Annotated in this window: 11 protein-coding genes; 9 read left to right on the top strand and 2 right to left on the bottom strand. The window is 37.3% G+C overall.

The genetic code is table 11. The annotated features are described in order from the left end of the window. The first annotated feature begins 48 nt into the window (after positions 1–48). The 7 genes from DCS32_RS12050 (at position 49) to DCS32_RS12080 (ending at position 8144) form a co-directional block, all read left to right on the top strand. A complete protein-coding gene (locus DCS32_RS12050) occupies positions 49–1494 on the top strand; it encodes a dicarboxylate/amino acid:cation symporter (protein WP_108878494.1) in 1446 nt (481 codons plus the stop codon). 119 nt (positions 1495–1613) lie between these two features. Continuing rightward, complete coding sequence (locus DCS32_RS12055) at positions 1614–2393, top strand: hypothetical protein (RefSeq protein ID WP_108878495.1); 780 nt, start codon at positions 1614–1616, stop codon at positions 2391–2393. A 6-nt stretch (positions 2394–2399) separates the two neighbouring features. After that, positions 2400–3218: a lamin tail domain-containing protein gene (locus DCS32_RS12060; RefSeq protein ID WP_108878496.1), complete on the top strand. Its 819-nt coding sequence runs from the start codon at positions 2400–2402 to the stop codon at positions 3216–3218. A gap of 192 nt (positions 3219–3410) precedes the next feature. Then, the gene (locus tag DCS32_RS12065; protein ID WP_239057523.1) at positions 3411–4271 is read left to right on the top strand and encodes a family 16 glycosylhydrolase; all 861 of its coding nucleotides are present in this window, start codon (positions 3411–3413) and stop codon (positions 4269–4271) included. A 40-nt stretch (positions 4272–4311) separates the two neighbouring features. Further along, positions 4312–4998: an HAD family hydrolase gene (locus DCS32_RS12070; protein ID WP_108878497.1), complete on the top strand. Its 687-nt coding sequence runs from the start codon at positions 4312–4314 to the stop codon at positions 4996–4998. 148 nt (positions 4999–5146) lie between these two features. Next, positions 5147–5536 (top strand): acyl-CoA thioesterase, encoded by a 390-nt coding sequence (locus DCS32_RS12075; protein ID WP_108878498.1) that lies wholly within the window; start codon positions 5147–5149, stop codon positions 5534–5536. A 109-nt stretch (positions 5537–5645) separates the two neighbouring features. Continuing rightward, positions 5646–8144 carry a zinc-dependent metalloprotease gene (locus DCS32_RS12080; protein ID WP_108878499.1) on the top strand — a complete coding sequence of 833 codons (2499 nt, stop codon included), beginning with the start codon at positions 5646–5648 and terminating at the stop codon, positions 8142–8144. Between the two features lie 2 nt (positions 8145–8146). On the opposite strand, the gene DCS32_RS12085 is transcribed toward DCS32_RS12080, so the two are convergent. Continuing rightward, on the bottom strand, positions 8147–8764 hold the full coding sequence (locus DCS32_RS12085) for a M15 family metallopeptidase (RefSeq protein WP_108878500.1): 618 nt from the start codon (positions 8762–8764) through the stop codon (positions 8147–8149). A gap of 73 nt (positions 8765–8837) precedes the next feature. Between DCS32_RS12085 and DCS32_RS12090 the strand changes: the two genes are divergently transcribed. After that, positions 8838–10046, top strand: a complete 1209-nt coding sequence (locus DCS32_RS12090; RefSeq protein WP_108878501.1) for a class I SAM-dependent rRNA methyltransferase — start codon at positions 8838–8840, stop codon at positions 10044–10046. Between the two features lie 8 nt (positions 10047–10054). Beyond that, the gene (locus tag DCS32_RS12095; protein WP_108878502.1) at positions 10055–11602 is read left to right on the top strand and encodes a family 20 glycosylhydrolase; all 1548 of its coding nucleotides are present in this window, start codon (positions 10055–10057) and stop codon (positions 11600–11602) included. Here the strand turns inward: DCS32_RS12095 and DCS32_RS12100 are convergent. After that, positions 11592–12023, bottom strand: coding sequence for a hypothetical protein (locus DCS32_RS12100; RefSeq protein ID WP_108878503.1), 432 nt, complete (start codon positions 12021–12023; stop codon positions 11592–11594). The genes DCS32_RS12095 and DCS32_RS12100 overlap by 11 nt on opposite strands. Positions 12024–12057: the final 34 nt, after the last annotated feature.

Genomic DNA, 12057 nt, shown 5'->3' on the forward strand with positions numbered 1-12057 from the left:
ATAGTCAACTCACTAGTTGGGTTTTCATTCAAGAAGGAACTACTACCTATGAAAAAATTAGCACTACACTGGAAGATTATTATTGGTTTAATTTTAGGTGTGGTTTGGGCACTAGTGTCTTCTTCGGTAGGATTAAGTGATTTTACAATTAATTGGATTGCTCCTTTTGGGACTATTTTTATCAATCTTTTAAAGCTTATCGCAGTTCCTTTAGTTCTGTTTTCTATCATAGCTGGAGTTGCTGGTATAGGTGATCCTTCTAGTCTGGGTAGAATGGGTGGTAAAACATTACTAGCATATCTTATCACAACATTACTAGCTGTAGGACTAGGATTAACTCTTGTAAACATAGTAAAGCCTGGAGCGCTTGTAGATCAAGAAAGTCGTATAGATAATAGAATAAGCTATGAGCTATGGGCTCAAGAACAAGGTGTAGAAATTAAGGATGGCGTAAATTATTTACAAGATCCTCAGTTTATGGAACGCGCAGGACGTGTAAACGAACTCGTAAAATCTAAAGGAGAAGATGCTACTGTTGCAGAAAAAATGAAAACTGCAAATGCGACTAAAGACGCTGGTCCTTTACAGCCTCTTATTGATCTTGTGCCTCAAAACTTCTTTAAAGCACTTACTGATAATGGTTTAATGTTGCAAATTATCTTCTTTGCCATATTTTTTGGGATTAGCTTGTTGTTTATTCCTAAAGAAAAGTCTGGACCAGTCATTAAACTAGTAGATAGTGTGATGGAGGTCTTTTTAAAGATGGTAGATTTTGTAATGCAAGCTTCGCCATTTTTTGTGTTTGCTTTATTAGCGGGTGTCATAAGTAAGATGGCGGGTGACGATATAGGTAAGGTGGTTGAAATATTTAAAGGACTTTCATGGTATTCACTTACAGTATTCTTAGGCTTAATGCTTATGGTATTTGTGATGTACCCACTTATTATTAAAATCTTTGTGCGTACTATTCCTTACAAAGGCTTTTTCAAAGCAATGGGACTTGCACAAACTACAGCTTTTTCTACCTCAAGTAGCGCTGCGACACTTCCTGTAACGATGGAGTGTGTGGAGGATAATCTAGGAGTAGATAAGAAAATAACAAGTTTTGTACTCCCTATAGGTGCTACAGTAAATATGGATGGTACCGTTTTATATCAAGCCGTAGCTGTAGTTTTTCTTGCACAATTACACATGATTGACCTTACTATAGGGCAACAACTTACAATCGTGCTTACTGCAACGCTTGCCTCAATAGGATCGGCCGCGGTACCTAGTGCAGGACTTGTGATGCTAATTATTGTTCTAGGTTCTGTAGATTTAAATCCAGCTTGGATTGCAATAATCTTTCCTGTAGACCGTATTCTTGATATGTGTAGAACAGTTGTAAATGTTACTGGAGATGCAACGGTTTCTTCTATAATTGCAAAAACGGAAGGAATGCTCAATTATGATGATACTGTAAATCCAGACGACGCCTTTAATCCTGATAAATAGGTAGTTAGGCGAAAAGTTGGCTTATGAAAATAATGTAGGGGAAATCTTCATTACTTTCATAATCCCAGACTACTTCATTGTAAATTAATCACTTAGCTATGATATATAAAATCATAGTTATGAAAGTCTTTACGTGTTTATTGTTGCTTCTAGCAACTACATTTTTACATGCTCAAGTGGGCATAGGTACCACGACACCATCTAACGCTGCTATGCTCGAAATAAGCGGCGTTACTACAGCTGGTGCGTATAAAGGGTTTATTCCTCCTAGAGTGGCTACTACAGCAAATCAAGCAAGTATTGCACCCACCACTACAGATATTGGTCTTATGGTTTTTGTGGAAGAAACTGGCTGTCTAGACTTTTGGACTGGTACCGCATGGGAAAGTATTTATTGCTCAGGCGGACCTTCAGACATTTGGATTAATGAATTTCACTATACAAATAGCGGTACAGATGTAAATGAGTTTATAGAGATTGCGGGCCCTGCAGGCTTAGATATCTCTGGGTACTACTTGGTGAGATACCGTGCAGATACGGGTCAGCCTTATGGTGTAATTCTAACGCTCTCAGGTACCATAGATGATGAAGAAAATGGCTACGGGGCTTTATCTGTAGATGCCAATTTAAGAAATGACACCAGCGGCTTTGCGCTAGTAGGCCCTGACGGTAAGGTTATACAGTTTTTGAGTTATGAAGGGACTATCACAGCTACTGGTGGTCCAGCAAACGGACTTACATCCATTAATGTGGGTGTCGTAGAGACTACAAGTACAACAGCAACACAATCTATACATCTTACAGGAACAGGTAATTCTTTTATAGATTTTGCTTGGAGTACAAGTGCTGTAGGTCAAAGCACAGCGGGAGTAAAGAATATAGGACAAACTTTTAATTAGAAGATTATGAGTTTTTCAAAACAGTGTTTGTGTGTAATTGGAGTAATTTTCTATTCATATGTTTCAGTAGGCCAAGTAGGAGTTGGAACAAGAAATCCATCAGAAAAAGCAATGCTCGAGGTAAGTAGTCAAGTAGATGGTGTGGGAGCTTATTTAGGCTTTATGCCGCCACGAATTCCATCTGATGCAGCTAGAGATGGTATACCAACAACTATAGCAGATAAAGGTATGATGGTCTATGTAGAAGCTACTGGATGTATTGATATTTTTAATGGTGAGTTTTGGGGACATATAAAGTGTGCTTCAGAAATTCCCGCGAGAACAGATATTTGGATAAATGAGATACATTATGAGAATATAGGTACAGATACGGGAGAATTTATTGAGATCGCAGGAGCCGCCGGTTTAGATATAAACGGATATTCCATTGTGCTTTATAATGGTAATAATAACGCTGCTTACGATACCCAGTTTTTATCAGGACTTATCGCTAACGACACGGGGAATGGTTTTGGTTTTACAGTTATTAACTATCCACCTGGTGGAATTCAAAATGGTGGTCCACAGCCAGATGGGATCGCGCTTGTAAATCCAGCGGGTAAAGTTATTCAGTTTTTAAGTTATGAAGGTGCGTTTACTGCTACTGCTGGAGTGGCAGCGGGAATAACTTCGGTAGATATAGGTATAGAAGAAAATACAGATACACCCATAGGTGAATCTCTACAACTCTCAGGTGGCCCCGGAAGTGTGTATTCAAATTTTAATTGGACTTTGCCCTCCACAAGTACTTCTGGAGCAGTTAATAATGGTCAGAGTTTTAATTGATGATTGAGAAGTACTAGATAACTATAGTCTTAATACATTATATAAATTTATAATTATAGATCGCTCTTTGATTTTTATAATTGAACACTTTCTTAATAAAATGTTAGTGTGATGTACGTCTTAATTACAATCAATAGTCTCAACTATTGTTACAGTTATATTGTATTTTTAAACGGTATAAATTCACACCTTATGATCATAAAAAATGGCATCCTTCTATTATTTCTTTTTACAGCTATTGTGAGTTGTAAAGAAGCAAATCAAAGAAATCAAGACTTAGAAGGTGATGTTGAACAAACAGAGTCCTCTTCTCAGAAAGATATAGAAACTACAAAACTGAAGTGGAGTGAAGAGTTTAATGGTACTGCAATAGATACCTCGCAGTGGAATTACAAGACAGGTGCTACTGGATGGGGTAATAATGAATTACAAAATTATACAGATGGGAGTAATGTTGAGGTTGCAGACGGATCTCTCAAAATTATTGTAAAGAAAGAGGGCGAAGGTCAAAAAGTAGGCGATTATACCTCTGCTAGAATAACTAGTACTCAGAAAGTGCAATACGGTCACGTAGCCATCAGAGCAAAAATGCCAAATTATAAAGGAAAAGGTATCTGGCCTGCATTATGGATGCTGGGCGCAGATATTACAGAGATAGGATGGCCACAATGTGGGGAGATCGATGTGATGGAGTATGTGAGCAAGAATCCAGATCAAGTATTACAAACCATACATAGCATTGCAAATAACCACTCCAATGGAACGCAAATTTCAACAGATTTTATTGCGCTTCCTACTATTGAAGAGGAGTTTCATATTTATGGATTGTTGTGGAAAGAAGACCAACTTCAATTTTATATAGACAGCCCAGATAATATCACGCTTACCATAGATCGTCCAGAAGATTATAATAATGAAAACTGGCCTTTTATGAAGGAGTACTATTTTATACTCAACATTGCCGTAGGAGGTAATCTTGGAGGTGAGGTAGACGACCTTATTTTTCCAGCAGCAATGGAAATAGATTATGTACGTGTTTACGAATTAGACTAAGAGATTTACGCTTTCGCGAAAGCGTGCTTAAAACAACAACATGAACAACATTCATACGATTGCCTTTGATGCAGATGATACCTTATGGGTAAATGAAACCTTTTTCCGTGATGCCGAAGATGAGGTGTGTAAATTACTGAGCCCCTATATTAACTATGAGTCTTGCCAACAACGGCTTTTTGAAATGGAAATGCGTAATCTCTCACTTTATGGATACGGGATAAAACCCTTTACTTTATCACTAATTGAATGTGCGCAAGAAGTTTCTGAAGGGAAGGTGACTAATGAGATTATTGCAAGTATTATAGATATAGGTAAAGAGATGCTTAATGCTCCTGTAAACCTTATTGATGGCATAGAAGAGGTGCTGGACCAGCTTTCTGATAAGTATAAACTTGTAGTGGCTACTAAGGGAGATCTTCTAGATCAAGAGAGGAAATTAGAAAAATCTGGACTTTCAAAATATTTTCATCATATAGAAGTAATGTCAGATAAGCAGCCGGCAAATTATCTCAAGCTTGTAAAACACCTTGATATAGACCCAACATCTTTTCTTATGATAGGTAATTCATTAAAGTCTGACGTGCTTCCCGTCTTAGAAATAGGAGGGCATGCATTTCATATTCCTTTCCATACTACATGGGCGCATGAGCAGGTAGATATAGAGATTACTCATGAGCGTTTTAAGTCATTTAAAGCTTCTAGCGATATTCTCAAGTATTTATAATCGCTATTTTATAAGAGTCATTTTATGAGTTACTCTTCATATTTATGAAGATTATTGATGATGTGGTAAAATGAATTAATTAATTCCGCTTTCGCGAAAGCGAGACCTATCTTTTTGCTAACTTTAGATAAATCTCAACCTAAATATGATGAATTTTCACACACGTAAATGGATAAAACCAGAAGATCTAAATCCCAATGGAACACTCTTTGGCGGAAGGCTGTTAGAATGGATTGATGAAGAAGCAGCACTTTATGCTATCATCCAACTTGAAAATCCTAGGACGGTTACAAAGTATATGAGTGAGATAGACTTTCGCTCTAGTGCAAAAAAAGGTGATATTGTAGAAATAGGGATAGAAGCTACGGCGTTTGGTACTGCATCTCTCACTTTGAGATGTGAGGTGCGTAATAAGATGACTAGAGAAATTATTATTAGCATTGAGCGTATTGTAATGGTAGGTCTAGATGAAGAAGGAAAGGCGCAGGCACATGGTAAAACCCAAATAGAGTTTGTAAAAGATAGGCTAGACAAATAGCAGGGCATAAACAGTATTGTTAATACGACCGTATTCTGTTAATGTTATCTAAAATTAATCTTGCTCATTGCAGTCAATTGTTATTTTCGGAGTACTTTAAACAAACTCCATGAAAAGAATACTACTCCTTTGTCTCATTGCTACCTTTTTTAATGTTCAAGATTCTTTTGCACAACGCAAAGAATTAAGAAAACGTAAGTCAAAAAACAAGAAAGAGCAGGTTGCAACTCCTAAGAAAGCTGATAAGGATGCAATCAAATCATACACAGATGTAATTACAAAAGAAGCAGTAACAGATTCTGGTTTATTTCAAGTACATAAGGTTAAGAATAATTTCTATTATGAAATCCCATTTACGGCGCTTGAAAAAGACATGCTATGGGTCACTCGTATAGCTCAAATCCCTAATGGATTAGGTGGAGGATACATGAATGCTGGTTCAAAAACAAACGAGCAAGTTGTACACTGGCAGCGTTTTCAAGATAAGGTCTTACTTAAGATAAAGTCATACACCAACATTGCAGATAGCAGCAAGGCGATAAGTAACTCTGTACGTGTGAATAATTATGAGCCTACATTATATGCTTTTGATGTAGAAGCTTTTAATCAAGACTCTACTGCCGTAGTAATTGATGTAACAAAATTATTTTCTACAGATGTAAAAGCGATTAGCCCGCTATCTGGGCGTTTACGTAAAGAATACAAAGTAAAAAAGCTTGATGGTAGCCGTAGCTTTATCAATAGTGTTAAGAGTTTTCCAGAAAATATAGAAGTGAAGCAGGACTTTACTTATGATGCCTCAGAGCCACCTACAGAACGTTCTGCAGAGAGTATCAGTCTTCAGGTAAATCAATCTATGATTTTACTTCCAGAGGTAGCAATGCAACCTAGATTGTATGATTCACGTGTTGGTTTTTTTACTGTAAATCAGTTTGATTATGGAAGCGATGCTTTAAAAGCAGATGAGAAAACGTATATACGTCGCTGGAGACTAGAGCCTAGTGATCCAGAAGCGTATAAAAGAGGTGAGCTGGTAGATCCAGTAAAGCCTATTGTCTACTACTTAGATCCAGGAACGCCAGAAAGCCTTAAAGAGTACATTAAACAAGGAATAGAAGACTGGCAAAAGCCTTTTGAAACTGCAGGATTTAAAAATGCAATTATTGCAAAGGATGCTCCTACACCAGAAGAAGATCCAGATTTTAGCCCAGAAGATATAAGATACTCTGTGGTGAGATATGTCGCGAGCACTACGCGTAATGCAGTAGGACCAAGTGTATCAGATCCTCGAAGTGGTGAGATTATAGAAAGTGATATTATTTGGTATCATAATCACCTGCGTAGTTATAGAAATAGATACCTCCTTGAAACTGGAGCAGCAAATCCAAGCGCAAGAACCTTAGATACTCCAGAAGAAGAGATAGGAGAGATGATGCGTATGGTGATTGCTCATGAGGTAGGTCATGCATTAGGTTTTCCTCATAACATGGCAGCAAGTTATGCGTATGATGTAGAATCCTACAGAGACGGAGCTTTTACTCAAGAAAATGGGATAGCAGCTAGTCTTATGGATTATGCTAGATATAATTATATAGCGCAGCCAGGAGATACAAACATCCGTTTTGTGCGCCAGATGGGACCTTATGATCATTATGCGACTAACTGGGGTTATCGCTGGTTACCAGAAGCTTCTTCGCCGTTAATGGAAAAAGCAACTCTTAATAAATGGATTCAAGAAAAAGCTGGAGATCCCCGTTTTAAATTTGGACGACAGTCTAGTAGTTTTGATCCGCAATCACAGACGGAATCTATAGGTAATGATCCTGTTAAAGCTAGTACTTACGGAATTAAGAACTTGCGTTATGTAGCACAAAACCTTCCAAGCTGGACGTCAGATAAAACAAATGATTATGGAGATCTAGAAGAGCTTTACGGAGAACTAGTAGGTGTTTATAGCAGATTTGTAGGTCATGTGGTTACAAATATAGGAGGAGTTTTTGAAGATATTAAAATGCCTTCACAATCTGGAGTAGTGTATACTCACCTAGATAAAGCTGCACAGAAGGAATCTATGAGCTGGTTACAAAACAATCTTTTTGAAACTCCTACATGGCTAGTAGATCCAGCAATCATGCAAAACATAGATCACGCTGGATATGCAGAAAAGGTAAGAAGAACACAATCACGCTATCTTAATAGAATCTTGAGTTTTGACAGAATAGGTCGTCTTATAGATGCAGAGACTACGCAAACAGAGTATTATAGTGCTCTAGAAATGCTTTCAGATCTTAGAAATGGTATTTGGTCTGAGACTAGCAGAGGCACTTCGGTAGATCTTTATCGTCGTAATTTACAGCGTTCTTACTTAGATAGAATGGAGTTTTTAATGACAGATCAAGGTCCTAGAGCTAGATCTGGAAGATCTGGTTTTGAAGGAACTCTATATTACGATGTGAGTGTATCAGATGTAAGGCCACTAGTAAGAGGTGAGTTAGGTAAACTGCGTAGCAAACTTCGCGCAGCGCGTAATAGTAGTGTGAATACAGTTACAAAATATCACTATGAAGATGCCATTGCACGCATAGAGCAATTGCTAGATCCTAAATAAAATTACTCACAGTCAAAATCGATGTCGAGTACTTTGAGACCATAGTTCTTTGCATCATAATTAAAGTGCCACCACTCGGTACGAATAGGTGAGAACCCAAATTTTTTCATAACAGACCATAACTGCTTTCTATTTGCAGTTATGGTCTCATTATGTGGATGATCTATATGAGCAGCTTTCCCAAAAAAGTCATAGTCACTCCCCATATCTAGCGGAGTGCCATCTAGCTTAACAATAGTCATATCTATGGCAGCTCCACGATTATGTATAGAGCCACTACCATAGGGATTTCCTACGTAACCTGGATTAGGATAAATTTCCCACATTTTTTTCTGTACAGATAATGGCCTGTAGCAATCATACAGCTTTACCATGTAGCCTAACTCACAGAAGTAGTTATTTGCATCTACAAGCGCCTCTGCCACCTCGGGTATGAGTAAGCATTGCACACAGTCATAAACTGTTTGTTTTAAAAAATTATCATCTGTTGCATAACGTACATCGTATGCAAAAGTGGAGTCAAACTGGTCTATATTTACCAGCGGGCTTTCATCATCACTTTGGAAGGTCAGAAAAAAAAGGGCCGATACTACTAAAAAAAGCGTGCGATACATTCTCATACTGGAAAATTACGATTAATTTGGTTTTTTTCACGCTTTCGCGAAAGCGTAATTTCATAATACTACATCTTACATGATAGATTTACCTCAAATAAAGACAAAGAGGCTTGCAGTACACCTCACTACAAATGCCGAAAAACTTGTAAAACAAGGGCATCCGTGGATTTTTGAAAATAGTATCGCAAAGCTTAATAAAGCTGGAAGTTCTGGTGACATCGCTATTCTTTTTGATAATCGATCAGATAAAGTATTTGGAATAGGATTGTATGATCCAGATTCTCCTATACGAATAAAGGTTCTCAGTAATGTGCCGGCAACCATAAATGAAGAGTTTTTTAAAATTAGAATAAAGGAAGCATTCTCTTTGAGAAAACAACTATTGAGGACAAACACCAATAGTTATCGTCTCATTTTTGGCGAGAATGATGGTTTTCCAGGGCTCATTGCAGATGTTTATGACGATGTCATTGTTGTAAAAATTTACAGCGCCATTTGGTTTCCATACCTAGAAGAAATATTACCTGAGCTTATCGAAACCTCAAAAGCAAATACGATGGTATTGCGCTTAAGTCGAAATGTGGCCAAAGGTAAATCACATGGGTTTACAGATGGACAAGTGATCTATGGAACGCTCAAAAAAGAAGTAGTTCGTTTTGTGGAACACGGTGTGAAATTTTCGGCAAACGTGATTCATGGGCATAAAACAGGTTACTTTCTAGACCACCGTAACAATAGAAAAAGAGTAGGAGACATGGCTAAGGGTAAGACTGTGCTAGATGTCTTTAGCTATGCAGGAGGATTCTCTGTACATGCACTTGCAGGAGGAGCAACACAGGTGTTGAGTCTTGATATTAGTGCTCAGGCATTACAAGTTGCTTTAGATAATGGTAAACTCAATAAGCATGCAGGTAAACATAAAATTCTTGCTATAGATGCCTTTGTAGGTTTACAGCAACTTATAGATGCAGGTGAGAAGTATGATATCGTTGTGATAGACCCACCAAGTTTTGCAAAGAGCGCAAAGGAAGTAAATACAGCAAGAAATAGCTACGCTAGACTTGCTCAATTAGGAACCAAACTAACAGCCAAAAAAGGGATGCTTGTACTAGCTTCTTGCTCTTCTAGAGTAGAAGCAGAGGCATTTTTTGATATCTGTGAGCTCAATATTAAAAAGGCAGATCGCAAGTTTACGGTGGAAGGTAAAACTTACCATGATAGCGATCACCCTATTAGTTTTCCTGAAGGAGCATATCTTAAGTGTGGTTATTATAGATTAAATTAATTAAGATTATGGCTTTAAGATTCTTAGTACTTGTTATTTGTGTTTCATTTTTTTCTTGTAAAAAGGAAAAACCTATAGTGCCTACAAGTATTGAGAATCTTGTTCTCATCCCAATTCCTGATCAAGTTGTTGCAGCTAATTATGGTTTTCTATTTGATCAAGAAACAGTTGTTACTAGCGATACGCTGCCAGAAATTAAAGCGATAGCTTCTCAGTTTAAAAAAATATTAAAGAATACTGCTTTTCCATTAGCCTTAGATAAAGAGGTAGATGAAAATGTAGTTTCATTTAATATTGTGTCTAGTGATAGTATTTCTTCTCCAGAGGGATATGTGCTGGAGATAGATAATAATAGGTTATCACTAGCTGGATCTACACCTATTGGTGTGTTCAGAGGTATGCAGACCTTATTGCAAGTATTACCAGATGCTCTTATCGCAGGAAAGCAGATTGATAGTTTGGTAATCCCAGGAGTGAAAATTGTAGATGCACCGCAGTACGAGTATAGAGGGATGATGCTAGACGTTGCACGTCACTTTTTTACTGTAAATGAAGTAAAGCGTCTCATTGATCAAATGGCATTTTATAAACTCAATAAACTACACTTACACTTAACCGATGATCAAGGGTGGCGTATAGAAATAAAATCATGGCCTAAACTTACGGAAATAGGAGGGAGCTCGTCTGTGCGTAATGAACGCCCTGGATTTTATACTCAAGAAGATTATAAATCGATTGTAGCTTATGCTCAGTCAAAATTTATTACGGTGATCCCAGAGATTGACATGCCTGGACATACCAATGCAGCACTGGCATCTTATCCAGAACTTAACTGTAATGGTAAAGCTACTAAGTTATATAAGGGAATGCGTGTAGGTTTTAGCACCTTGTGTGTAGATAAAGATATTACATACACATTTGTAGAAGATGTGATAAAGGAAATAGCAGCAATGACCCCTGGGCCATATATACATCTAGGAGGTGATGAATCTCATGTCACTTCAAAAAAGGATTATAATATATTTCTTAATAAAGTGTTTTCTATAGTTAAGAAGTATAATAAACACGTAATAGGCTGGGAAGAGATAGAAAGTGCTGGTGTAGATAGCACCTACGTAGTACAACACTGGCAAAGAACTACTACCGCATCTCGAGGACTTGCTCAAGGTGCAAAAGTAATTTTATCTCCAGCAAAGCGCATGTACTTAGATATGAAATATACTAAGAAATCACCTATAGGGCTTACTTGGGCAGGAACGGTTGAGGTAGATAGTGCTTATATCTGGAAACCATCACAAATTTTTGAGGATGTACCGCCCTCACAAGTGTTGGGTATTGAATCTCCTTTGTGGTCTGAAACTATAAAATCTACTGGTGATATTGAGTATCTCTCTTTTCCAAGACTCATAGGTCACGCCGAGTTAGGCTGGAGTAAACCCAGTAATTATAATTGGGATTCTTACAAGGAGCGATTAATTAAACATTATAAGAGAATGGATATTCTTGAGATCAACTATTATAAATCTCCAATACTCAAAACTAAAATCAAGCTGTAGTTTTTTTAATCTTATATTCTTTTTGCTGTTCTACAGCCCATGTTACCGCTTCATTTAAGTCAAAGAATTTTTTGATTTTAGACTTAAAGAAAAGGCGTTCTATAAGGATATCAGTTTTTTCTTTTTCATTATATGAGACTACAGCAAACGCACTTACAGAATTACGTGCTTTAAAATATTTAAGCCAGTCTTGAGGTACTAAAGAATATGAATGAACACGATTTGATATGTAAGCTATCTTATTTTCTGCTCCATAATGGTTTTCGGCTAGATGGAGGAGTTCTTGTGCCATCTCCCAGTCAAAGAGCATACCTTCATTAATTTCTGAGATAATAAAGTCTTCAAAGAAATAGTAAGTCCCTGTTTTTAAGATGTAAACATCTTCTAATACGTTGTTGAGGTTTGATTCTGATACTAGCATAATACAAAGATATACTATTGTCAAAATTGTTATT

The sequence above is a fragment of the Dokdonia sp. Dokd-P16 genome, from assembly GCF_003095655.1.
Lineage (GTDB): Bacteria > Bacteroidota > Bacteroidia > Flavobacteriales > Flavobacteriaceae > Dokdonia.

Coding starts and splice junctions, on each gene's coding strand:
- DCS32_RS12050 (WP_108878494.1), top strand. CDS start 49: ATGAAAAAATTAGCACTACACTGGAAGATTATTATTGGTTTAATTTTA.
- DCS32_RS12055 (WP_108878495.1), top strand. CDS start 1,614: ATGAAAGTCTTTACGTGTTTATTGTTGCTTCTAGCAACTACATTTTTA.
- DCS32_RS12060 (WP_108878496.1), top strand. CDS start 2,400: ATGAGTTTTTCAAAACAGTGTTTGTGTGTAATTGGAGTAATTTTCTAT.
- DCS32_RS12065 (WP_239057523.1), top strand. CDS start 3,411: ATGATCATAAAAAATGGCATCCTTCTATTATTTCTTTTTACAGCTATT.
- DCS32_RS12070 (WP_108878497.1), top strand. CDS start 4,312: ATGAACAACATTCATACGATTGCCTTTGATGCAGATGATACCTTATGG.
- DCS32_RS12075 (WP_108878498.1), top strand. CDS start 5,147: ATGAATTTTCACACACGTAAATGGATAAAACCAGAAGATCTAAATCCC.
- DCS32_RS12080 (WP_108878499.1), top strand. CDS start 5,646: ATGAAAAGAATACTACTCCTTTGTCTCATTGCTACCTTTTTTAATGTT.
- DCS32_RS12085 (WP_108878500.1), bottom strand. CDS start 8,764: ATGAGAATGTATCGCACGCTTTTTTTAGTAGTATCGGCCCTTTTTTTT.
- DCS32_RS12090 (WP_108878501.1), top strand. CDS start 8,838: ATGATAGATTTACCTCAAATAAAGACAAAGAGGCTTGCAGTACACCTC.
- DCS32_RS12095 (WP_108878502.1), top strand. CDS start 10,055: ATGGCTTTAAGATTCTTAGTACTTGTTATTTGTGTTTCATTTTTTTCT.
- DCS32_RS12100 (WP_108878503.1), bottom strand. CDS start 12,023: ATGCTAGTATCAGAATCAAACCTCAACAACGTATTAGAAGATGTTTAC.